Origin of the sequence: Pontibacter russatus (assembly GCF_009931655.1) — a bacterium.
GTDB classification, from domain to species: Bacteria; Bacteroidota; Bacteroidia; order Cytophagales; family Hymenobacteraceae; genus Pontibacter; species Pontibacter russatus.
The window spans coordinates 3,145,261-3,167,595 of sequence record NZ_CP047984.1 but is presented as its reverse complement, the minus strand read 5'-3'; the positions used below and the strand labels follow the sequence as shown (position 1 = coordinate 3,167,595).

Annotated in this window: 17 protein-coding genes and 1 tRNA gene; 8 read left to right on the top strand and 10 right to left on the bottom strand. The window is 58.4% G+C overall.

Annotation, left to right across the window (positions count from 1 at the left end; all coding sequences use genetic code 11):
* Positions 1-154 precede the first annotated feature (154 nt).
* Positions 155-1,270: an NAD(P)/FAD-dependent oxidoreductase gene (locus GSQ62_RS12970; protein WP_161889896.1), complete on the bottom strand. Its 1,116-nt coding sequence runs from the start codon at positions 1,268-1,270 to the stop codon at positions 155-157.
* Between the two features lie 166 nt (positions 1,271-1,436).
* On the opposite strand from GSQ62_RS12970, the gene GSQ62_RS12965 reads away from it, so the two are divergent.
* A complete protein-coding gene (locus GSQ62_RS12965; RefSeq protein WP_237586618.1) occupies positions 1,437-1,823 on the top strand; it encodes a T9SS type A sorting domain-containing protein in 387 nt (128 codons plus the stop codon).
* A gap of 89 nt (positions 1,824-1,912) precedes the next feature.
* Here the strand turns inward: GSQ62_RS12965 and GSQ62_RS12960 are convergent, their stop codons facing one another.
* The 3 genes from GSQ62_RS12960 to GSQ62_RS12950 form a co-directional block, all read right to left on the bottom strand.
* The gene (locus GSQ62_RS12960; protein ID WP_161889895.1) at positions 1,913-2,266 is read right to left on the bottom strand and encodes a hypothetical protein; all 354 of its coding nucleotides are present in this window, start codon (positions 2,264-2,266) and stop codon (positions 1,913-1,915) included.
* 278 nt (positions 2,267-2,544) lie between these two features.
* Positions 2,545-2,616 (bottom strand) — tRNA-Arg (locus GSQ62_RS12955).
* A gap of 86 nt (positions 2,617-2,702) precedes the next feature.
* Positions 2,703-3,902 (bottom strand): Pycsar system effector family protein, encoded by a 1,200-nt coding sequence (locus tag GSQ62_RS12950; protein WP_161889894.1) that lies wholly within the window; start codon positions 3,900-3,902, stop codon positions 2,703-2,705.
* Positions 3,903-4,284: 382 nt separating this feature from the next.
* Between GSQ62_RS12950 and GSQ62_RS12945 the strand changes: the two genes are divergently transcribed.
* Positions 4,285-8,112: a BamA/TamA family outer membrane protein gene (locus GSQ62_RS12945; RefSeq protein WP_161889893.1), complete on the top strand. Its 3,828-nt coding sequence runs from the start codon at positions 4,285-4,287 to the stop codon at positions 8,110-8,112.
* Between the two features lie 86 nt (positions 8,113-8,198).
* Entirely contained in the window at positions 8,199-9,236 is a 1,038-nt protein-coding gene (locus GSQ62_RS12940) for a DUF6268 family outer membrane beta-barrel protein (protein WP_161889892.1), read from the top strand.
* Positions 9,237-9,313: 77 nt separating this feature from the next.
* On the opposite strand, the gene ppk1 is transcribed toward GSQ62_RS12940, so the two are convergent.
* Both ppk1 and GSQ62_RS12930 read right to left on the bottom strand, forming a co-directional pair.
* A complete protein-coding gene (gene ppk1, locus GSQ62_RS12935) occupies positions 9,314-11,422 on the bottom strand; it encodes a polyphosphate kinase 1 (RefSeq protein ID WP_161889891.1) in 2,109 nt (702 codons plus the stop codon).
* Between the two features lie 49 nt (positions 11,423-11,471).
* Complete coding sequence (locus tag GSQ62_RS12930) at positions 11,472-11,966, bottom strand: SixA phosphatase family protein (protein WP_161889890.1); 495 nt, start codon at positions 11,964-11,966, stop codon at positions 11,472-11,474.
* A 331-nt stretch (positions 11,967-12,297) separates the two neighbouring features.
* On the opposite strand from GSQ62_RS12930, the gene GSQ62_RS12925 reads away from it, so the two are divergent.
* Positions 12,298-13,056 (top strand): MjaI family restriction endonuclease, encoded by a 759-nt coding sequence (locus GSQ62_RS12925; RefSeq protein WP_161889889.1) that lies wholly within the window; start codon positions 12,298-12,300, stop codon positions 13,054-13,056.
* Here GSQ62_RS12925 and GSQ62_RS12920 read toward each other — a convergent pair.
* From GSQ62_RS12920 to GSQ62_RS12910, 3 genes are all read right to left on the bottom strand, one after another.
* Positions 13,028-14,179, bottom strand: a complete 1,152-nt coding sequence (locus tag GSQ62_RS12920) for a DNA-methyltransferase (RefSeq protein WP_161889888.1) — start codon at positions 14,177-14,179, stop codon at positions 13,028-13,030. The two genes, GSQ62_RS12925 and GSQ62_RS12920, sit on opposite strands and share 29 nt — an antisense overlap.
* Before the next feature lie 77 nt (positions 14,180-14,256).
* Positions 14,257-15,444, bottom strand: a complete 1,188-nt coding sequence (gene hflX / locus GSQ62_RS12915) for a GTPase HflX (protein WP_161889887.1) — start codon at positions 15,442-15,444, stop codon at positions 14,257-14,259.
* A 3-nt stretch (positions 15,445-15,447) separates the two neighbouring features.
* Positions 15,448-16,173 carry a SirB2 family protein gene (locus GSQ62_RS12910; protein ID WP_161889886.1) on the bottom strand — a complete coding sequence of 242 codons (726 nt, stop codon included), beginning with the start codon at positions 16,171-16,173 and terminating at the stop codon, positions 15,448-15,450.
* A gap of 134 nt (positions 16,174-16,307) precedes the next feature.
* Here GSQ62_RS12910 and GSQ62_RS12905 point away from each other — a divergent pair, with 134 nt between their 5' ends.
* Together GSQ62_RS12905 and rfbC are read left to right on the top strand one after the other, a co-directional pair.
* A complete protein-coding gene (locus GSQ62_RS12905) occupies positions 16,308-17,417 on the top strand; it encodes a glycosyltransferase family 4 protein (protein ID WP_161889885.1) in 1,110 nt (369 codons plus the stop codon).
* A 136-nt stretch (positions 17,418-17,553) separates the two neighbouring features.
* On the top strand, positions 17,554-18,096 hold the full coding sequence (gene rfbC / locus GSQ62_RS12900; protein ID WP_161889884.1) for a dTDP-4-dehydrorhamnose 3,5-epimerase: 543 nt from the start codon (positions 17,554-17,556) through the stop codon (positions 18,094-18,096).
* Positions 18,097-18,231: 135 nt separating this feature from the next.
* Here rfbC and GSQ62_RS12895 read toward each other — a convergent pair whose 3' ends face one another.
* Positions 18,232-19,518: a UDP-N-acetylmuramoyl-tripeptide--D-alanyl-D-alanine ligase gene (locus tag GSQ62_RS12895; RefSeq protein ID WP_161889883.1), complete on the bottom strand. Its 1,287-nt coding sequence runs from the start codon at positions 19,516-19,518 to the stop codon at positions 18,232-18,234.
* A gap of 173 nt (positions 19,519-19,691) precedes the next feature.
* Between GSQ62_RS12895 and GSQ62_RS12890 the strand changes: the two genes are divergently transcribed.
* Together GSQ62_RS12890 and GSQ62_RS12885 are read left to right on the top strand one after the other, a co-directional pair.
* On the top strand, positions 19,692-21,941 hold the full coding sequence (locus tag GSQ62_RS12890) for a T9SS type A sorting domain-containing protein (protein WP_161889882.1): 2,250 nt from the start codon (positions 19,692-19,694) through the stop codon (positions 21,939-21,941).
* The gene (locus GSQ62_RS12885) at positions 21,938-22,333 is read left to right on the top strand and encodes a hypothetical protein (protein ID WP_161889881.1); all 396 of its coding nucleotides are present in this window, start codon (positions 21,938-21,940) and stop codon (positions 22,331-22,333) included. Before GSQ62_RS12890 ends, GSQ62_RS12885 begins: the two co-directional genes overlap by 4 nt.
* The last annotated feature ends 2 nt before the right edge of the window (positions 22,334-22,335 follow it).

Sequence of the window (22,335 nt, the reverse complement as noted above, 5' to 3'; positions counted from 1 at the left end):
CCTGCGCCGTCAGAGGCAGCCATATACCCAACACAGAGCCAGGGGAATAGTTATGGCTAACTGCTTTGAGACGAAGAAGCCAAACCGGCAATGATGAACGCTTGTAACTACGCATGCGCCTGCTGATTAGATGTAGGCGGCGGGAAATGCGGCGCTAAAAGGGCTGCCCGTGCGTGCGGCGCATGATAAGCTGCGTGGCAAAGGGCAGGCGCCGCAGCGCGCCTACCGCCACTTCCGACAAGAGGGTGTTGCCGAAAAGCTGCTGCACGGCGCGGCCCGTCTTCAGGCGGCCCTCGAAGTTCTTTTTCCAGCGGCGGCTGTAGCCCTCCTCCAGCTCCTGCCGGTTGCGGCCGTTGCGGAAATACTGCAATATCTGATCGGTCGCGATTTTGCCGGAGTGCATGGCCATGGCCATGCCGTTGCCGCACAGCGGCGTAATCATACCGGCCGCGTCGCCGCACATCAGCATGTGGTTGTCGACACAGGTTTTGGTGGCAAAGGAGATTTCGTTGATTACCTCCGGCTGCTCATATAGAAAAGAAGCCTGCTCGAATACCCGCCGCAGGTGCGGGTTCTGGGAGAGCACGGCCTGCTCCATCTGCCCGATGCTGCCCTGCTGCTTCAGGTTCTGGCGGGTGGTCAGGTAGCAGAGGCAGTAGCGGTCGTCCTCTATGGCCGAGATGCCCGCATAGCCGCCCTTGAAATTATGGAGGGCGATCAAATCTCTGGGCAAATCATAGGAGATGTGGTACTTCACGCCGATATAGGGCGAGCGGGCCCGGAAGAAGCGGCGGTTCAATTGGCGGTCCAGGTTGGCGCGTTTGCCGTAGGCGCCCAGCACCACGCGGGGCTGCAGCACCGCACCGCCCGACAAATGCACAGCGAAGGCATCGTCGGCAAAGGTGACTTCCTGCGCCGTTTGCTGCAACACGAAGCGCACGCCCTGGGCTTGCGCCAGTTGGTAAAGGTAGTGGTCGAAGGTGAAGCGGCTGAGGCCAAAGCCCCCGAGGTCCAGTCTGGCTTCAAGGGTTTTGCCGGAAGGGGAAGAAAGCTGAAAGCGGCTGATGCGGGCGGGGCCGAGGGAACTGAGTTCCACGCCGAGCGCGCGCAGGAAGGGCAGCACCTCGTTCGAGACATACTCGCCGCACACCCGGTGCAGGGGGTAGCTTTTTTTCTCGACTAAAGTTACCTGCAGCCCGGCCCTCGCCAAACCCAGCGCACTTGTCAGGCCAGCCAGGCCGCCACCTATTATAACAACATCCTCCGGCAAATTATTTTGTTTTTATATATGATTTTTATCCAAATCCAATAGCCTAAATTTAGTGAGCAGCGTAATTTCAGGATGTACAATGCAAGAACAAAATATTGTGCCTCCCGTTTTAAATAAGTGGAACAACTTTTGATGATTTTGAATAAGACTTTACGATATAAACCATATGAAACACTTTGTACTTACGCTTTTCGCCTGTATGTCCGTGCTGCTGGCGCACGCCCAGCACCGGCAGCCTGTTCAGGTGCAGGCCAACACCCAGCAGGCTGAGAAGCAGAACCCCCTCAATTTAGAATCTTCAGACGAGAAAATTGCTATATACCCCAACCCGAGCAACGGCGTTTTTACCATAACGGCTAAAAACCTGGAGGCGACCACGGCCAACCTCAGCATTATAAATGTTATCGGCAACGAGATTTTCCACGAAGAGCTGACCCGCTACGACGCCCAGTTCTCGGTGACGGTAGACCTGAACAACTATGCCAAGGGCCTTTACTACGTGAAACTGGAAACGGACGGGTACAGCACGGTGCGCCGGGTGGTGGTGAAATAACTGGATATAAATTTTACGGTAAGACAGGTGAGGCAGCCGCTGCATAGGGCTGCCTTTCTTTATGTCCATGCGGGGCCGCAGCCAAGGCGTCAGGGCTGGCGCTCCGGCAAAATGGCCTTCGGTACGTAGCCGATTTTGGCGGAGGAATTGTGCAGCAGCCGCGCCTTCACAAAGATGCCGCCTGTGGTGTCGATGATGTGCAGTTGCTGCAGCGTGTCGAAATGGGCGAGCACCGTGCCGTCGAAACTGGGGCGGGCATATAGCTTTCCGCTGATGAGCGCCTTCGAAGAATACAGGACGTCGTCGGGGAGCGGCGCCGCAACGCCTGTCTCGCTGGCAATTGTGGCCGCTGCATCGTCGTGGGCTATATCATGGCTGCTGTCGTTGCAGGAGGCAGCCCCAAGCAGGGCGGCGAAAGCTACGAATGCAAAAAAAAGTCTCATCTGCGTCAGGATATGGCTCACTATCTATATATGTATTTCCGAAGATAAGGTTGCCGATCCGGCGCAGTTTTTGGTGGAGAAGCCCGTCTCATATATGGCTGGATTCGCAATACTGCCCCCGGCTTTTCAGCTTCTCCCCTTCCCCGGCCTGCCTCTGTAGCACCGGATCATATATACATGTCTTCAGCACAGAAGATGGCTGCTGCTCATCGCTACATATATAAATGGCACAAACAAAGCGCCCCGCCTTCTGTCAAGAAAGTGGGGCGCTTTGTTTGTGGCCTCGCCCAGAATCGAACTGGGATCTAAAGTTTAGGAAACTTCTATTCTATCCGTTGAACTACGAGGCCGATATAGATGGCTGAAATGAATTCCGCTGCAAATGTACAGCAATTACATCCATTTTACAAGCAGCCACCGTTGCCGCTTTTCAGGTTTAGTAGGTGGCAAAGGCAATGGCAAAACCGATAACCGTCAGCACCAGGCCCAGCATAAAGATGGAGTAAGAGATGCGCAGGATTCTGTACTTCCGGGCCAGCACTTCGCCGAGGTAGTAGATATCGGTGACCATGTTGTTGTAGGGCAGGCTTTTCTCGCGCATGATTTCGTTCATGCCTTCCTGGAAATCCTCCAGCGGCAGTTTGGTGAAGTTGCCGAAAAAGAGCAGGCTGACACTGCGCGTGTTGATCTTTTTCTTCTTCTTTTTGTTGATGTTGAAGCTGGTGATTTCGGGTTGCGCCGAGATGATGGCAAACACCAGCGACCCCAGCGTGGTGAGCAGCAGCATGCCAATCGGGATGATGGTGGTGCGGTGCTGGGCAAAATCCGTCCCGATAACAGCAGACTGTGCACTGAGGTAGGTGATGACGATGGACAGGATGATGGCGTTGAGGCTTATCATCATGTTGGCCTTGTTGTCGGCCATGGCGCTGAGGTCGAGGTGGGTGCGGTACGTGTTCCGGAACATCGTCTCGATGCCCCGCTTCGGCTGCGCCAGGGTCTCGCGCTGCTTCTTGTCCTCCTTCTTCTTCTTTTTATCCTCCTCGCTCAGGCGCTCCCGCTGCTCCTGTATGTTCAGGCCCAGCTGGCCGGCAAACAGGTGTTGCGCCTGGGGCGTGTGGAAACTGGTGGACAGCAGGAAGTCCATCTGAAACTGCGCCCACTCCCTGTCAGAGAAAAACCTGTCCAGGAAAATCTCCCACTCCACGCGCAGCAGTTCGGCGGTGGCCGAGAAGGTAGGCTTGCCGATGTTTGCCAGGTCGGCGTCCACCAGCAGTTCCTGCAGCAGTGTCTGGGGCTCCACATTGTGCCTGGTGGCTCTGATGCAGCTTTCTATCAATCCTATGCGCTCCTTGGGGTAATTGCGCCCTGCCAGCCACTCGCTCGCGATGCGCACGCTCTCCTCCTCGTGGCCTTCATAGGCGTTTATATAGCCTGTGTCATGAAACCAGGCTGCCAGCACAAGGTCCTGCAGTTCGTCGGCGCTTATGCCGCTGTGGCGGCCAAGCTCCTGCGCCACCGATACCACCTCCAGCGTGTGCCGGTAGTTGTGGTACACCAGTTTCTTGGAGAGTTTGTCTTTAAATAATTTAAAAACAAACTCGCTGGCTTGCTTTATCAATGTAGGTTCTTCCATAAAAGGTGGTGCCTGCGTACCGGGCACAGGGCTTTTCCCGGCACACCGAGTGGCATATGGTGCAGATTTGTCGTACGCTGTTTGCGGTTACGGTAAAGTAAGGCTTTTTGTTAGTGAAATGCCGGCTGTGGGCAGGTAAAGGCACAGCTTCGCCCAACAACTAAAAGCGACCTCATTTCGTTTATCAATTTCAGTCCTGCGGTGCCTGCGGTTCCCTTCTATATATATCTAATATTATGGTGAAGGAACAAATCCCACAGCGCGCCTATGCAGCTACGGTACCGGCCCCCGCAGCCGGCGCGCCAATGCAAGGGGCGTTTCGGGGCGGCACCCTCTACAGGCAGCAACCCAGGCAGCAGGATTAAACAGAACGCAGCAACTTATGACCCAACACTTACTAAAATGGCGCCGGCGGCACCTTTACCCCCTCTGCCAGGTCCTTTTATGCCTTACTCTCACAGCCTGCGGCGTCTCCAACCAGCCTTTCTACAGCCGCGAAGCCTCCAACTGGCGGCAGGACGTGCCCGATCCCCAGAACAAAGTCATATATACGGTCTTCCTGATCGGCGACGTGGGCGCGCCCGACCTTGAGAACGGGGAGCCCTCGCTGCTGCTGATGCGGAAGCAGATGGAGGAGGCTGGTTTGCAAAGCGCCACCATTTTCCTGGGCGACAACGTGTATTACAACGGCCTGCCCGAGCAAGACGCCTACGACCGGGAGGTTTCGGAGGCGCGCCTGAATGCCCAGCTCGACATCATGAAAGGCTACCCCGGCGAGAAATACATGATACCGGGCAACCACGACTGGAACCACAGCGGACGCGGCGGCATCGAGGCCATCCTGCGCGAGCAGCGCTACGTAAACGAGTACCTGACAGAAGAGAACATTGTGACGGGCGGTGATTTCTTCGTGCCCGGCGACGGCTGCCCCGGCCCCTACGAGGTGAAGATAAGCGACGACATCGTGCTCATTGCCATCGACTCAGAGTGGTGGCTGCACCCCTTCGACCGGCCCTACGGCGACGACTCCCCCTGTGAGGCGGGCACCGAGGTGGATTTCCTGGTGCAACTGGAGGACATCATCGAGAAGAACAGCGGCAGCGACATATTGATAGTGGGGCACCACCCCCTGATGAGCCGGGGGGCGCACGGCGGCTTCTTCTCGCTCAAAGACCACTTCTTCCCACTCACCATGCTGCGCGACTGGATATACCTGCCGCTGCCGGTCATCGGCTCCATCTATCCCTTTGCCCGGAAGTACGGCGGCATTCTAGAGGATATTCCCCACCCCCGCTACCAGGCCTATATAGAGGGGCTGCTCAACATTTTCGACAAGTACGACAACATTGTATATGCGGCGGGCCACGAGCACGCGCTGGAGTATTACAAATACAAGAATCTGTCGCACATCGTGAGCGGGTCGGGCTGTAAGGTGCAGTATGTGAACCCGGGCGGCGGTGAGAGCTATGTGCAGAAGGTGAAAGGCTTTGCCAAGGTGATGTACTACGAAAACGGCGAGGCTTGGGTAGAGTTCTGGGAGCCCTCAGAAGACGGCACGACCGGCAACATCACCTACCGCACGCCGCTGTATGCCAAGAAGCCCCGCAGGGAGGTGCCCCTGGTGGCCGACACCACCAACTACGCCGACAGCACCATCACCCTGGCCGCCAGCACCGAGTACCTGGCTTCGGGCCTGCGCGAGAGCCTGCTGGGCGAGCACTACCGCGAGGTGTGGGCCACACCGGTGGAGGTGCCGCTCCTGGACATGAAAAACACGTTTGGCGGCCTGACGCCCTACCAGAAAGGCGGCGGCAAGCAGACCGCCTCGCTGAAAGTGCGCAACCCAGACGCCAGAGAGTACTCGCTGCGCACCATCAACAAAGACCCGGCTAAGGCCCTGCCGGAATACCTGCAGCAAACCGCGGCGCGCACCCTGCTGCAGGACCAGATATCGGCGCAGCACCCCTTCGGCGCACTGGCCATCCCGAAACTGGCCGACGCCGCCGGCGTGTACCACACCAACCCGCAACTGGTCTATATCCCCAACACGCCTTACCTGCGCCAGTATATCGATGAGTTCGGCAACACCCTCGCCTTTCTGGAAGAGGACGCCGACGAGAACCACGAGGAAACAGCCAGCCTGGGGCACGCCGAGAACCTGATCGGCACCGAGAAACTACTGGATGAGTTGGAGGACGACAACGACAACGAGGTGGACCAGCAGGAGTACGTGCGCGCCCGCCTCTTGGACATGCTCATCGGCGACTGGGACCGCCACGAGGGCCAGTGGCGCTGGGTGGAGGAAGAGAAGAAAAACGACAAGGGCAAGCTATATACCCCGGTGCCCGAAGACCGCGACATGGCCTTTTTCAAGGCAGACGGCTTCCTGCCCTGGCTGGCCACCCGCAAGTGGGGCGTGCGCAACGTCCAGAACTTCGGGCATGAGTTTACCGACGTCATCGGACTGAACCTGAGCGCCCTCACCCTCGACCGCACCTTTACCTCCCGGGCCACCCGCCAGGACTGGATAAATATAGCGCAGGACATCAAGGAGAACGTGACGGACGAGGTGATTGAGGAGGCCATCGCCCAGTGGCCCGACAGTGTGCGTGAGCTAACCGGCCCGGAGGTGGCCGCCAAGCTGAAGTCCAGGCGAGACCAGTTGCCGCAGGTGGCCGAGGAGTATTACAGCTTCCTGGCGCAGTACGTGGATATATCGGGCAGCGACAAGCACGAGCGCTTTGTGGTGGACCGCCTCGACGATGAGCGGGTGGAAGTGACGGGCTACAAAATATCGAAGGAGGGGGAAGTGCTGGAGGACTTGTATCATCGCACCTTCTTCACCGACGAGACAAAGGAGATCCGGATATATGGCCGCGACGGCGAAGACGAGTTCAAGGTCACCGGCGACGTGGACGAGAGCATCCTGGTGCGCATCATCGGCGGCGGCAACGAGGACGAGATCGTGGACAGCTCGCGCGTGAGCGGCCCGAAAAAGTACACGGTTATATATGACACCAACCCCGGCAGCGTGCTGGCGCTGGGCCCCGAGAGCAAGGACAGAACCACCCCCGACGAGGAAGTGACCCGCTACGACCGCGACAACTTCCAGTTGCCATATATAGGGCCCCGGCTGTCGGCGGAGTACAACGTGGACGACGGGCTTTTTCTGGGGGCGGGCGTGCTGCTGCGCACGCAGAAGTTCCGGAAGTCGCCTTACGCCGCCGAGCACCTGCTGGAGGCCAACTACGCCTTCCTGACGAAGTCCTTTAACGTGCGCTACACCGGCGACGTGCGCCAGGTGATGGGCGACTGGAGCCTGGCCATGAACGCCGCGCTGCAGGGGCCACAGTATCAGCGCAATTTCTACGGCCTCGGCAACCTGACACAGCAGACCTCCGACTCCGACGACAGCTATTACCGGGTGCGGTTCAGCCGCCTTTTCCTGGACGCCTCGCTTTACAAGGACCTTACCTCCTTCCTGAAAGTGGGCATCGGGCCAACCTACGATCGGTTTCAGGTGGAGACGCCGGACAGGCCAAACTATCTACTGGACCAGGCGCGCGCCGGCCAGCTGGAGCCGGGCACCTATGACATGGAGGAAGGGCAATTCGGGGTGCAGCACTATGCCGGCGCGACAGCCTACGCCAACCTCGACGTGATTGGGGCGGGCAGCAGCACCGACGCCAACCCGCGCATCGGCATCCGCATGCATAACCGCATCAGCCACAACCGGCAGTTGGGGGGCGAGCGCCTCAGCTACACGAACCTCAGCTCCGAATTCAGTTTCTACATCAGCCCCAACTTCCCGCTGCAGCTCACGTGGGCGGGCCGGGTGGGCGCGGCCCACAACTTCGGAGACTTCCGCTTTTACCAGGCCAACACCCTGGGGGGCACCTCCAACCTGCGCGGCTACCGCCGCACGCGCTTCGGCGGCCGCAGCAGCCTGTTTGCCAACGCCGAGGCGCGCATCCAGCTGTTCGACTTTAACCTCTACCTGACGCCCGGCAAAATCGGGGTGCTGGGCCTGATCGACGCCGGGCGGGTGTACCACGACAGCGATCCGAAGCAGGCCTTCTTCGGGAGCCTGCACACCGGGTACGGTGCCGGGGTGTGGGTCGATTTGCTGAACCGCACCGTCTTTTCGCTTACCCATGCCATCGGCGAAGACGACGAGTTGACCATGCTGAATTTCGGTTTCTTTTTTTAACAGAAAACTGCTAAACCAGTATATAGAGAGAGCCGCACCGCTCCGGCGGCCCCATAAGACACAAGCCGTACCATGCTGAAACAACTATGAAAAAAATCAAACTACTCCTATATGCCCTGCCCTTGCTGTGCTTTGAGCAGCAGGCGCAGGCCCAGGACACCGACAGCGAGGCCGAGGCCATCAGCGACATCATTGATTATGCCTCGCCCTCCGTTACGGGGATGGGCCGGTCGCGCGGCGTGGTGGTCGGTTACGAGCGCCTGCCGCAGTTCGACGTCGACTCCGAGTCCGATGACCCGCGCGTGGGGAATGGCAGCGCCCATGTGCGGCGCAACAACCAGTTTTTCATGCGCTCGCTCGCTCCCTTGATGAACAGGCCGCAAACCAAGCTGATACTGGGCATTGGCTACAGCATAGAGGAATTCAACTTCGACGAACTGACCAACGGCAGCTACCCGCTCTACAGCTATCTGGAGGACCGGGACCTCAAAAGCCTCGGGCTGCAACTGGCTTACCTGCACTCCATCGATGAGCGCCGCTTTTACCTCATCCGCATCAAAGGCGACCTGAACGGCGATTATACGCGCGACGACATCAACATTGCGGATTACCTGAAAACGACCATTGACCTGGCCTACGGCTGGAAAAAAAGCCCGGACTATGTGATTGGCGTCGGGGCGCAGCTGGGGTACACTTTCGGGCGGAAGAGCATATATCCCGGTATTTTATACAACCGCACCTTCAACCCAAAATGGGGGGTGGAGTCCATTTTTCCGGCCAATGCCCGCCTGCGCTACAACGCAAACGAGAAAACCCTGTTTTATGCCGGCTACAGGCTGGAGGGCGCCAGCTACAACCTGTACGCAAGCGAGCCGCCGCTGTCGGAGTTCGGGGACCTGGAACTGCGCCGCACGGATATAAAAGGGCTGGTGCGCATGGAGCGGGAGATATACGATTTTCTGTGGTTTGCCGTGGAGGGCGGTTTCCGGCAGTACTACCGCAACCGGGTATATGATAAGGTTGGCTCCAGGGACGAGCTTATCCACAACGACCTGGCGGGCGCAGGGTATATAGGCGTGGAGCTGTACCTGGTGCCGCCGCGCAGTTGGGTGGATGAGAACTAGCACGAATAAGCAGGGGCTATATATAAAAGAGGGAGCGGCTTCATCAAGCCGCTCCCTCTTTTATATATAGCCTTCTGTTACTTTTTCTTCTCCCGGTAGGGATGCACGCCCTCCGGCACAAGGCTGCGCAGGTAGTTGTAGGTGGCGTACTGCGAGCGCACGTCGGTGGGCGGCGAGGCGGGTATATAGGTGTTAGCCACGTCCCGGGCTTTGTTGTCGTCAGACAGTTGCAGGCCGATGATGGTGCGCACCTGCTCTACCAGGTCGGGCTGCAGCAGCGGGAAAGCCACTTCCACGCGCCGGTTCAGGTTGCGCGTCATCCAGTCGGCCGAGGCCACGTAATACTGCTCCTCACCGTTGTTGTGGAAGATATAGACGCGCGCGTGCTCCAGGTAACGGTCCACGATGCTGCGCACCCGGATGTTCTCACTCACGCCCTCCACACCCGGCACCAGGCAGCAGATGCCGCGCACCAGCAAATCAATCTGCACCCCGGCCTGGCTGGCGGCATATAGCTTCTTGATCATGCGCTCGTCCTGCAGCGCGTTCATCTTCAGAACCATGCGGGCAGGGAGCCCTTTCTTCGCATGCCTTATTTCCCTGTCAACCAGCCGCACAAACTGTTCCCGCATGTTCAGGGGGGCGACCAGCAGGTGCCTGAACTCCTTGTCGGGCTGCCCGTCTATGAAAAAGTTGAACACCTGCTCCACATCCCGCGTGATGCGCCTGTCGGAGGTGAACAGGGCGTGGTCGGCATAGATGGTGGAGGTGTCCTCGTTGTAGTTTCCGGTGCTCAGGTAGGCGTAGCTCTTCAGTTTGCCCCCCTCGTTCCGGGTAATCAGCCCCAGCTTGGAGTGTACTTTCAGGTCTGGCACGCCATATATGACGTTGGCGCCCGCCTTCTGCAGCTTCCCGGCCCAGAAAATGTTCGCCTCCTCGTCGAAGCGCGCCTTCAGCTCCACCACCACCGTTACCAGCTTTCCGTTTTTAGCGGCCCTGGCCAGGGCTTTGGCGATGGCCGAGTCGTCGGCCACCCGGTACAGCGTGGCGCTCATGGCCGTTACCTTGGGGTCCTCGGCGGCCTCGTTGAACAGGCGCAGCACGTAATCGAACGACTGGTAGGGGTAATGCACGAGGTAATCCTGGCGCTGCATAGCGGCCAGCAGGCTTGGCTCCTGCTCCAGCAGCGGATGCACCAGCGTGGGCTGCGGCTCGTACTTTAGCCCGGGCAGGTTGAAATCAGGGAACTGGAAGAAATCGCGGAAGTTGTGGTATTTGCTGCCGTCCACCAGTTCGTCCTGGGTGATGCCAGTGTGGGCCATCATCATGTCCAGCAGGTCCTGCGGCGTTTCGGGGTCGTAGAGCAGGCGGGCCGGGTAGCCGGTTTCGCGCTTTTTCAGGCTCTTGCGTATTTTGGCCATCAGGTTGCCCGACACCTCCTCCTCAATGTCCAGTTCCGCGTCGCGCGACACTTTCACGGCGTGGGCGTCGAACTGCCTGTACGCGCCGAACATCAGGGGCAGGCAGAGGCGGATGACATCGTCGATGAACATCACATAGCGCTTGTCGCCCACCGTCGGCAGTTTTACGAAGCGGCTGCCGTGTTTCTTGGTCGGGATTTCGAGCATGGCGAAACGCTCTGGCTTGCCCTCCTCCCCCGCCTGCGGCTCCCACATCTTGATGCCGAGGTACACGGTCTGGTCTTTCAGGAAAAGTTGCGTCTCCGTTTCGTCGAGGATGATGGGCAGCAGCAGCGGCTCCAGCGTTTTCTCATAGTAGGCGCGCACCCACTCCTGCTGTTCGGGGTTCAGGTCATGCTCTGTCAGCAGGTGGATGCCGTGCTCCCGCAGGTCCTTCAGGATGCCCTCCCGGAACACCTCCCCGAACTCCTCCTGCTGGCGCCTCACCTCCTGCATCACCTGGCCGAACGTGTCGGAGGGGTCTTCCTGCAGCTTCCGGCGCGTTTTTTCATTCAGTTTGATGAGGCGTTTGAGGGTAGCCACGCGCACCTTAAAGTACTCGTCGAGGTTAGACGAGAAGATGGCCATAAACTTGACGCGCTCCAGCAGGGGCACGCGCGGGTCTTTCGCCTCCTGCAGCACTCTGTAGTTAAAAGCCAGCCAGCTCAGTTCCCTGTCCATGAGGGGGTAATGCGAGGTGGCTGTCTGTACTTTTTCTTCTTCCATAAGGGTTTCCTTTTCTGCTTTCTGCCGCTCCCACAGGCCCGCCGCTGGTTTATTTATAGTTTTTCGGGAAGTCGTAGAACAGCATAGATGCGTTTTCTTTGCTGATATCGTGCCAGCTGCCGCATTTAAACTCCAGCGCCACCACGCCCGCCGTGGGCAGGCTGCTGATGCGCTCCGGCGCCAGCAGGTTGGCAAACTCGGTGATGGCCTCGTTGTGGCCCACCAGCATCAGGTAGTCCACGTCGTCAGACACGCCCCGCACCACCTCCAGCAGGTCTTCTTTGCCGGCGCCGTATATACGCTCGTCCACCGCAATGTCATCGGGGTCGTAGCCCAATTCCTTGCCAGCGAGCGTGGCGGTGGTGAGGGCCCGGACGGCGGGGCTGGATATAATCAGGTTTGGCTGCACACCGCGGGCTGCCAGTTCCTGGCCCATAAGCGGCGCGTCGCTGCGCCCCCGCTTGTTCAGCGGCCGGTCGTGGTCGCTGAGCTCGTTAAACTCCCAGCTCGATTTGGCGTGCCTCAGAATATATAGCGTCTTCATACAGTGTTCTCTAGCATACGTGCCGGCTGCCGGTCAGGAGCAGCCAGGGCATTGCTACTTACTGCAACTTCCGGCAAATGGTTGTGCCCCGGCGGGCAGGGCCGCCATGTCATGCTTTCTATATATAATACTCATGATATACAGGCCATAGTTTTGCCAAAAATTAAACAATTGGTTGTATTTGCTAATACTCGTATAAACATTTATATAGTGCATTCAAAAAACGTATTGTAGCGCAGGCAATGCTTAATCGCGAAGCTTCTGAACGCACAGGTATATAGCGGGGCCAGCGGCACCCAGAGGAATTTAATTTACCCGGATTATCATGGTCATGGAAACAGAATTTGTTTTGGCGCTCGATGCGGCAAAATTCAGGTCGACGAACAGCGCCTGGAACAGCCTGATGCTGAACGACCCCTGGTCGGTGGGCTACGTTACGACGCTCATCGAACTCAAGCCTTTCACCGAAAAGGAGGAGTGGGAGGCTTTTTATTACCGCAGCGGCGAGGAGAGGGAAGTGATCATATCAAGATGGGATGAGGCCACACAGGCCATCCTGCACGACACTCAGTTGATCAGAAAGGACGCGGTTTATGTTCGCGGCCTGAGTTGGAACCTGAAGAACCTGAACACCCAGTTCGGCAGAACGCGTGAACGGCTCCGCGAAAAAGGGGAGATACTCTACAACCACGTTAAAGACAACGGGCACGGGCTGACGGTGGAAGACTGTGTGGAGTGCGTACGCTACCGCGTGATATGCGAGACCTGGAACGGCGTGATCATCCGGGAGCGGAACACGGTCAAGACGCTGCAGGCGCTCTACCCGCAGGTGGATTTCCGGAAGGTGGAAGGTGTGATCGACCATAGCTACGCTGTGGATTACGAGGCCTATGTGGGCGGGCAGTTGCGCTACGCGCTGCAGGTGAAACCGAAGTCTTACACGGGCAACGCTACTTACCTCCTGAACGCCCGGCAGGCCAACAGCCGGAAAAACCAGCTGTACAAAGCACGCTTCGGCGCACCCGTATACGACATCATTGCAGACCATAAGGGCAACATCCTTAACTCTGAGGTGCTTCTGAATCTATAGCCGCCTGCCTGTTGCTCTTTTTCTTCTGAGAACCTGTGACCGCGTTGTCTTCGCTGAAGTCTGCGATGCCGGCAGGGAGATACTGTGCCTCAAACAGCAAATCTGCTGCTTCGCTGCGGCGGATGGCGCTGACAAACGAGAGCGTCATGGCGCGCTCCTGCGAGGTGATGACGGGCAGGCCGAGGCTTTGGTTGAAATGCTTGATGGCGTCCTTCTTCGGGTCTGCCTGCCTGCTCCGGATAAACTCCCGGTGCTGCATCACCCGGTTGCGGATATAGCTGTTCAGCTGCGCCACATCCTGGTTCAGGATATTGCCGCTGACAATTTCGGTAAAAGCGCTGTCTATCTCATAGCCCACGCTATGGCGTTCGGCGGCGAGGGCGGCCACGGTGGTGGTGCCTGTGCCCAGGAACGGGTCCAGCACGGTGTCGCCCTTCAAAGAGTACATGCTGATGAGCCGGTAGGGCACCTCGAAGGGGTAAGCCGCACTGCGCGCCCTTGTCTCTGCATTTTTAATGGATTGTTTCGTGCCTTTCAAATCCCATATATCCGAGAACCAAGCGTTGCGCTCTTCCCAGAAAAAAGCGCTCTCGCTGCGCAGCCGCTTCTCCTCCGCCGTCTTAAAAAGCCGCTTGCCGCCCTTCCGGAAAATCAGAATCCACTCATGCTCCAGCGTAACGTAGGCGCCGGCCGGCAACATGCCCGAGCCCATAAATTTATTGGGGGCGTTGGTTTGCTTGCGCCACAGGATGTTGGGCAGGTTGGTAAGGCCCAGTTTCAGAAAAGCGGAGAGGATGCGGGCGTGGTTCGGGTAAAGCGCAAACTTTCCGCCGAGGGTGCGGGTGGCGTCGCCGATGTTGATGCAGGCGAAGCCGCCCGGTTTCAGCACCCGTTCCACCTCGCGCCACACCTTGTCCAGTTCCAGGTGCATCAGCTCGAAGGCCTCCTCGCCATTCATATCGGCCAGGGCCGCCGCAATGCCGGGGCTTTGCTGCGCCATGATGCCGTCCCACATCTCGATCATCGGGTAAGGCGGAGACGTGACCACCAGGTCGATGGAGGCGTTGGCCAGGGCTTCCATTTTTTGGGCGGCTCCGGAAATGATGCGGTGTCGGGTCGTCATATATAGCAGGGCCAACCGCCTGCCACGTTTATATATGATTTATATATACCGTGGCGGGTGATGCGGGCTGTGTGGATTTACACGTTGTTCGGGTAGCGCTGGTAATGGATTTCTGCCACTCTTCGTTGCAGTTCCTCGCGCAGCTCTTCGATGTTGATCTTGTTGGTGGCGGAAATAAACAGGGCCGGTGCGTGCATCTTCGCCATATAGGTCGCTTTCAGGTCTTCGATGGACGGGCGCACCTCGGCCCCCTCCTCCGCCAGTTCCTGCTCCCGCTGCTGCAGGTACAGGTCCACTTTGTTGAACACCAGCAGCACCGGCTTCTCCGCCGAGTTTATATCCTTCAGCGTCTCGTTCACCACGGCTATATGGTCCTCAAACGAGGGGTGCGACACGTCCACCACATGCACCAGCAAGTCGGCCTCGCGTATCTCGTCCAGCGTGGATTTAAAGGACTCAATCAGCTTGGTGGGCAGCTTGCGGATGAAACCCACGGTGTCGGAAAGCAGGAACGGGATATTGTCGAGCACCACCTTGCGCACGGTGGCGTCCACGGTGGCGAACAGCTTGTTCTCGGCAAACACCTCTGATTTGGAGAGCAGGTTCATCAGCGTGGATTTGCCCACGTTGGTGTAGCCCACCAGCGCCACGCGCACAATGCCCGAGCGGGCCTTGCGCTGCTCAAAGTTCTGCTTTTCGAACTTCTTCAGGCGGTCGCGCAGCAAGGCAATCTTGTCGCGCACGATACGGCGGTCGGTCTCAATCTCGGTCTCGCCCGGTCCCTTCATCCCGATGCCGCCCTTCTGCTTCGAGAGGTGCGTCCAGAGGTTGGTGAGGCGGGGCAGCAGGTACTGGTACTGCGCCATCTCCACCTGGGCGTGCGCCTGCGCCGTTTTGGCCCGCAGCGCGAATATGTCCAGGATAAGCAGGCTGCGGTCCACGATCTTCACCTGCAGCTCGCGCTCGATGTTGCGCACCTGCGAGGCGCTCAGGTCATCGTCAAAGATCACCATGTCCACGTCGTGCTCCTTCACATAGGCTTTGATCTCTTCCAGTTTACCGGTTCCCACAAAAGTGCGGATGTCGGGCCTGTCGAGCTTCTGCACAAAGCGCTTCAACGTGGCGGCTCCCGCCGTCTCCGTCAGGAAGGCCAGTTCGTCAAGGTACTCCTTGGTTTGCGCGTCGGTTTGGCGGTGGTTCGGTACGGCCACCAGCACAGCGGTCTCCTGTGGCTTGGCCGTTTCATAGAAATGCTGTTTCCCCATTAATTATTCTTTTTTCAGCGTGATGGTATAAGCTGCCAGCGCCTCCTGCTCCTGCTCCGTCAGTTGGTCGCCGAAGCCGGGCATCAGGCCGCGGCCCTCCTCAATAACGCGAATCCTGTCGTTGAGGCTGAGATGGCACGCCGTTAAAATTGCGGCCCCTCCCATCCCCTTCGTGCCGTCCGCACCGTGGCAGTTGGCGCACAGCTGGTCATATATGGCTTTGGCGTTGGCCAGCTGCGCCTCGCCCATGGCGGCCACAATCGCCGCCTGCGCGCTTGCCGATTGGCTGAGGCCAGCATCGCCGGTTTCGACGGCATCCGCCTCTGGTGTGGCAGGCGCAGTGTTTTGGGCCAGGCCGCTGTCTTTGCCCATCACCAGGGTTTTTGTCTCCGCCACCCCATATACGTACAGGAAGATGAGCAGCGTCAGCGTGGCCAGCACTTTGTTTTCGCGCCTGATGCCCACCATGCCGAGCGGGACGGCCACCAGCACCAGCGCGATTTTCAGGATAAGCCAGGTGGGGATGCCGCCGTTGTAGAGGAACAGCAGGTAACCGCCCGTTAGCAGGATCAGCGTGCCGAACAGCATGTCCAGCGCCCTGGTTTTGCTCCTCACCTTGTGCAGCGCCGCGCGCTTGTTCAGCAGCAGCAGCAGCGCCTTTGCGGCGAACAGGAAGAGGAAAAGCACAACTGCCAGAACGTGGGCGTGCAGGAAGGCAACAAAAGGCATTGGTATATGTCAGGTGTCAGAATTGAGTCGGATTTGCTGCAATTTACTTTAATTTTTCTGATGCTGCTGCTAAAATGCTAACTTACGGCTTTTCAGCCATCGCCCCGGCGCTGCCTCGGGTTGATTTGCACTTTATGCGGATAGCCCTCGTCATCAACACTTCCTGGAACATCTACAACTTCCGCATGAGCCTGATAAAGGCCCTGCTGGCGGAGGGGCACGAGGTGGTGGCCATGGCACCGGAGGATGCGTATTCGGAGCGGCTGGTGGCGGTAGGGTGCCGTTTTGTGCCGGTGCGCATGGAGCAGGGCACGAACCCGCTGGAGGACCTGCAACTGGTTTGGCGCCTGTACCGCGCCTATAGGCGGGTGCGGCCGGATGTGGTGCTGCACTACACTATCAAGCCCAACATATATGGGGCCGTGGCCGCACACTGGGCCGGTATTCCTGCCATCAACAACGTCTCGGGGCTCGGCACCGTGTTCATCACCAAGGATTATATATCCCATATCGCGCTGCGCCTGTACAAGTTCGCTTTCCGGTATCCGGCGAAGGTGTTTTTCCAGAACAAGGACGACCGCAAACTGTTCCTGCACCACGGGCTGGTGCGCGAAAGCATCACAGAAGTGCTGCCGGGCTCGGGCATCAACCTGCAGGAGTTTGCTCCGGCCAAAGAGTTTAAGCGGCAGGAGCCGTTTGTGTTCCTGATGGTGGCGCGGGTTTTATATGACAAAGGCGTGGCGGAGTTTGTGCAGGCCAGCGGGCTGGTGCGGGAAAAGCACCCACAGGTGAAGTGCCAGCTATTGGGGCAGGTGGATGAGCGGAGCCGGTCGGGGGTGAAGCGGCGGCAACTGCAGGAGTGGCTGGCAACCGGTGTAGTCGAGTATCTGGGTGCCACAGATAACGTGGCCGCCGTGGTGCGCCAAGCCGACTGCGTGGTGCTGCCCTCTTACCGCGAGGGCACGCCCCGCACGCTGCTGGAGGCGGCGGCCCTGGCCAAACCCCTGATTGCGACGGATGTGCCCGGCTGCCGGGAGGTGGTGCAGGATGGGGAGAACGGCTACCTTTGCCAGGTAAAAAGCGCAGCCGACCTGGCGGATAAGATGATGCGGATGCTGCAACTGCCAGACGGGGAGTTGCAGCGCATGGGGCAGGCCAGCCGCCAGTTGGCCGTCACCCGCTTCGACGACCGCATCGTCATCGGAAAGTACCTGCAGGCGATAGATTCAATTTTGAATGAGTGAATATTTACAACAGTATTCTTTTTCTTTATTCAGTTATTCACTCAATCACTCATTCAAAACTTGGTTGATTGACGCGATAACCATTAGCCGTCAATCAACCTATATACAAAGAACGAAAGCATAAGAAATACCAACCATGGAACACAGACTTTTCCACATTGAGGGCCTGATAGAGTTTTTGCCGCGCGTGTTCCGGGACGACCGGGGCTATTTTCTGGAGACCTTCAGCCTGAAGTGGTTTGAGCCGCTGGGCTTGCAGCCGAATTTTGTGCAGGACAACCAGTCGGTGTCGAAGAAAGGAGTGCTGCGCGGGCTGCACTTTCAGAAGCCGCCGCACGCACAGGGCAAGCTGGTGCGCGTCACCTCGGGCAGCGCCCTGGATGTAGCCGTAGACCTGCGCAGGGACTCCCCCACCTACGGGCAGCATGTGACGTGCGTGCTGGATGCCGAGAAGCACAACCTGTTTTATATCCCCGAGGGCTTTGCCCACGGCTTTGCGGCGCTGGAGGATAACACCACCTTCCTCTACAAATGCACCGACTTTTACAACCAGCCCTCCGAAGGCGGCATTCTCTGGAACGACCCAGCCCTCGGCATCGACTGGGGAGTGACGCAGCCGCTGGTGTCGCCGAAGGACGAGGTGCTGCCGCCGCTGCAGAATTTCACTTCCCCTTTTTAGGGTCGAGACGCAAGACGTTAGACATAAGACGTCGGACAAAAGAAGGATATTATAAACAAAACGGGAGGTCCGGCCATATATAGCCAAGCCTCCCGTTTCACATTTTCAAATCTTCGCATCTCCAAATCTTATAATCTACAACACCTCCAGCAGCGTCTCCAGGCCCATGCCGCGCGAGCCTTTCACCAGGATATAGCTGTCCTTAACCGGGTGCTCCTGCAGCCACTGCTGTAGCGCGGGCTTGGTTTCGAAGTGCAGGAAGCTGGTTTTCACCGCTGCCGCGTGCTGCATGTCCTTGCCGCAGAGCAGCACCGTATCGAACGCCTGGGCGGCTACTACTTCGCCCAAAGCGCGGTGCTCGGCTGCGCTTTCCGTGCCCAGCTCAAACATATCCCCCAAAATCACGACTTTGCGCGGCGCGTTCATGCTGCCGAAGTTGCGCACGGCGGCAGCCATCGAGGTGGGGTTGGCGTTGTAGGCATCCAGGATGATGGTGTTGCTGCCCTTCTGCAGTACCTGCGAACGGTTGTTGACGGGGCTATAGGCTGCGATGGCTTCGTTGGCCTGCTGCAGCGGCACCCCGAAATACTTTCCGATACAGGCGGCGGCGGCCATGTTCTCATAGTTGTAGCTACCCACCAACTGCGTTTTCACCTCGTTGCCTTCCTCGTCTTTATATACCACATATGGCGAGGCCTCCAGCAGTTCGCTGTGGTAATAGTCGCCGGGGGCCGGGTAGGTGACTTTGTTCTCGAGGCGGCGGCTCATGCGCATCAGGTGCTCGTTGCCAGTGTTCACGAAGGCGGTACCACCGGAGTGGAGCAGGTGTACATATAACTCGCTCTTGCCGCGCGCCACTCCCTCCAGACTCCCGAAGCCCTCCAGGTGCGCCTTGCCGATGTTGGTGATGAGGCCGTGCGTGGGCAGGGCGATGCTGCAGAGCAACTCAATCTCGCCTATATGGTTGGCGCCCATCTCGATGATGGCCATTTCATGCTCGGGTTTGATGCGCAGCAGCGTGAGCGGCACCCCTATGTGGTTGTTCAGGTTGCCCTGCGTGTAGAGCGTGTTAAACTTCCGGCTGAGCACCGCATGCACCAGCTCCTTAGAGGTTGTTTTGCCGTTAGAGCCCGTAATGCCAATCACCGGGATACTCAGCTGGCGGCGGTGGTGACGCGCCAGTTCCTGCAGCGTCTGCAGCGTGTCCTCCACCACAAACACGTTGTCAGCGGCCAGGGCGGGGTCATCCACCACGGCATACCTTGCCCCCTTCTCCAGGGCGGCTGCGGCGAACTTCGCCCCTTTAAAGCTGGGTCCGTTCAGGGCGAAGAACAGGCTCTGGTCCTGCGCCGCCCGCGAGTCGGTGCTCACGTGGCGGCACGCCAGGTACTTCTGATATATAAACTCAATGCTGTTCTGCATGAAATGCGTATTTTTAGCGTTAACAATGCGTTTCCGGCTGGTGTTATCGTTCATATAAGCAGCAGCCTTCCGCAGTGGCAATATACATTCAAAACCTTAAAAGCGACAGCACCCGCCGGCGCCACTGCCGAAATTGAAGCAGTGGCCTGAGAGCTAACGACGGCCTCCTCCCCATGAAGAAGTATCTCACTTTTATATACCTTGCGCTTTGCAGTGTGGCCATGGCCGTTGCCCAGGAAAAGGAGCCGCTGCAGTTTCGCTTCCGCCACGATGTGCCCGTGTCGGTGCAGGGCAGGCAGCTCAGCAGCCCCTGGGGCGGCGGCCTCAACACACCCCAGTTCTCCACCATCGACCTGAACCGGGACGGGCAGGAGGACTTGTTCGTCTTCGACAGGCAGCTGCGCAAGGTATATACGTGGCTGGCGGTGCAGCAGAACGGGCAGTGGCAATACCGGTACGCACCATCCTACGAGGTGTTTTTCCCGGCGGAGCTGGAGAACTGGGCCTTGCTGCGCGACTACAACTGCGACGGCCTGAAAGACATTTTCACCAGCAGCCCGCTCGGCATCAAGGTATATATGCAGGAGGCAGCCCCCTCAGGCCAGTTGAAATTCTCGCTGGCGGAGGAAGCACTTTACTACAAGGACAACAAAGTGAACATGCAGATGCAGGGCGCAGACGTACCTGCCATTACAGATGTGGACGGCGATGGCGACCTCGATATCCTCATCTCAGAGTTCTCCAGGGGCTTTACGCTGGAGCTTTACCGCAACCAGCGGGCAGAGCAGAACCTGGCCTGCGGCAGCCTGCGGTTCGAGCAGCAGACCAACTGGTGGGGCGGCATAACCGAGTGCGACGGCTGCAACAGTTACCTCTTCGGTGCCTTCTGCCGCGTGGCCGCCCCCCTGCACTCGGGCCACGACGGCTCCGCCTTGTTGCTGCTGGACATGGACGCCGACGGTGACAGGGATTTGGTGATGGGCGGTGTGCAGTGTAATAACCTCGTGCTGATGGAGAACGAAGGCACGGCGGAAAATGCCCTAATGACCAGCTTCTCGCCTTCTTTCCCGGCGGCTACCCCGGCTTCTTTCCCGATTTTCCCGGCGGCATTTTACGAGGACGTGACGTTTGACGGGGTGCCGGATATGCTGGTGGCCCCACAGGTGGCGCAGGGCACACAGGATGCGCATGATTTTGTGGCCGTCAATTACGAAAGCTCCACCTGGCTGTACCGAAACGCGGGGGCGGACAACAAGCCTGATTTCCGGTTTGTGCAGGACGACTTTCTGCAGGGGCAGATGCTGGATATAGGCGAGAGCGCCTTTCCTGCCTTTGCCGATATAGACGCTGACGGCGACCTGGATATGCTGGTGGGTAACGCCGCTTCTGCCAAAGACGGAAACTATAGCGCCTCCCTTCATTTGTACCGCAACACCGGCACGGCCACGGCCCCTGCTTTCGAACTGGAGACAAAAGATTATCTGGGCCTGCAGCAGGCGCAGCTTTTCAACATCAGGCCAGCTTTTGCCGATATCAACGGAGACGGAGCCACAGACCTTGTGCTTACATATAGCACCTCCGCACACAACTCCACCCGCATCAGCTATATCCCAAACAAAGCCGCCACAGGACAGGCCGCGCTATATGACTTTTCGGATGTGCAACTGGTGCAGGCTATACCGGATAATGCCGCGCCTGCTTTTGTGGATGTGGACGCCGACAACGACCTGGACCTGCTGCTGGGCAAAAGCGACGGCAGCCTCGCTTTTTACCGCAACACCGGCAACGCAGCCGCGCCGGTATATGCAGCAGAAAACACTCCCCTCGTCAGCCTCGGGCAGGACTACACCCGCCACTCCCTTTATCCTGCCACCGCAGATGTGGACGGCGACGGCGCACCAGACCTGCTCACTACAGACGAGAGCGGCACACTTCGTATATACCGGAACCTGCCTTCCATCCTCCAGGGCAATGCCCTCACCCCCGAAACGGAATTGCTGGAAAATGAATTGCTGGAGGGTCTTCAAGCTACACGCTTCGGCAAAGGGCTAAGCATCACGACAGCTGCGCTTGGCGGCGAGAACACACTGTATCTACTCATCGGCACCAAGGGCGGCGGGTTATATATGCTGGAGCAGGTAAGCGGCAACTCCGGATCGCCCACCACGCCCGAAACTGGCCTGACGCTGGAGGTATACCCTAACCCGGCCGATAGAAGTGCCGCAGCGGGTGTGCAGGTAAAAGCCACAGAGCCCGTAACGTTGCAGGTATATGACGCCATCGGAAGGCGGGTATATATAAACGCTGGTGCTTACAGCCGCAACCATGTCGTGCCGCTGCAGCACCTGCGGGCAGGCATGTACATCATCCGGGCCACCTCCGAAAGCGGGAAGCATGTCTCATCAAAATTCGTGGTGAGGTGATGGAGGCATTCCTTTACCTGGACCTGACGGCTGCCGTTGCTTACCGGAAGGCGCTGCCGGAGCAGGTGCAGCAACAGCTGCCGGCGTTGGCAGTGCTGGACATAGACGCAACCTCAGGCGAGTTGGTGCTGCACTACGCCCTGCGCCTGCTCCGCGAAAGCGAGAAGGCCGTGGTATATATAAAAGCCGATGCTGCCGTGACTGGCTTCGGTGCCATGCTGCCGCTGCTGGAGGAGCTTTTTCAAAGCCAGGGAAACAGGATGATTCTACTGGAAGGCGAACACCCGCGCCTCCTGCGCATGCTGCAGGCGCGCCCGCAGGTACGGTTTGCACAAACAGATGAGGAGAACGCGCTGGGAGAGGTGAGGCTGTTCCTATATAAAAAGGCTTAGCC

Coding starts and splice junctions, on each gene's coding strand:
- GSQ62_RS12965 (WP_237586618.1), top strand. CDS start 1,437: ATGAAACACTTTGTACTTACGCTTTTCGCCTGTATGTCCGTGCTGCTG.
- GSQ62_RS12960 (WP_161889895.1), bottom strand. CDS start 2,266: ATGAGACTTTTTTTTGCATTCGTAGCTTTCGCCGCCCTGCTTGGGGCT.
- GSQ62_RS12950 (WP_161889894.1), bottom strand. CDS start 3,902: ATGGAAGAACCTACATTGATAAAGCAAGCCAGCGAGTTTGTTTTTAAA.
- GSQ62_RS12945 (WP_161889893.1), top strand. CDS start 4,285: ATGACCCAACACTTACTAAAATGGCGCCGGCGGCACCTTTACCCCCTC.
- GSQ62_RS12940 (WP_161889892.1), top strand. CDS start 8,199: ATGAAAAAAATCAAACTACTCCTATATGCCCTGCCCTTGCTGTGCTTT.
- ppk1 (WP_161889891.1), bottom strand. CDS start 11,422: ATGGAAGAAGAAAAAGTACAGACAGCCACCTCGCATTACCCCCTCATG.
- GSQ62_RS12930 (WP_161889890.1), bottom strand. CDS start 11,966: ATGAAGACGCTATATATTCTGAGGCACGCCAAATCGAGCTGGGAGTTT.
- GSQ62_RS12925 (WP_161889889.1), top strand. CDS start 12,298: ATGGAAACAGAATTTGTTTTGGCGCTCGATGCGGCAAAATTCAGGTCG.
- GSQ62_RS12920 (WP_161889888.1), bottom strand. CDS start 14,179: ATGACGACCCGACACCGCATCATTTCCGGAGCCGCCCAAAAAATGGAA.
- hflX (WP_161889887.1), bottom strand. CDS start 15,444: ATGGGGAAACAGCATTTCTATGAAACGGCCAAGCCACAGGAGACCGCT.
- GSQ62_RS12910 (WP_161889886.1), bottom strand. CDS start 16,173: ATGCCTTTTGTTGCCTTCCTGCACGCCCACGTTCTGGCAGTTGTGCTT.
- GSQ62_RS12905 (WP_161889885.1), top strand. CDS start 16,308: ATGCGGATAGCCCTCGTCATCAACACTTCCTGGAACATCTACAACTTC.
- rfbC (WP_161889884.1), top strand. CDS start 17,554: ATGGAACACAGACTTTTCCACATTGAGGGCCTGATAGAGTTTTTGCCG.
- GSQ62_RS12895 (WP_161889883.1), bottom strand. CDS start 19,518: ATGCAGAACAGCATTGAGTTTATATATCAGAAGTACCTGGCGTGCCGC.
- GSQ62_RS12890 (WP_161889882.1), top strand. CDS start 19,692: ATGAAGAAGTATCTCACTTTTATATACCTTGCGCTTTGCAGTGTGGCC.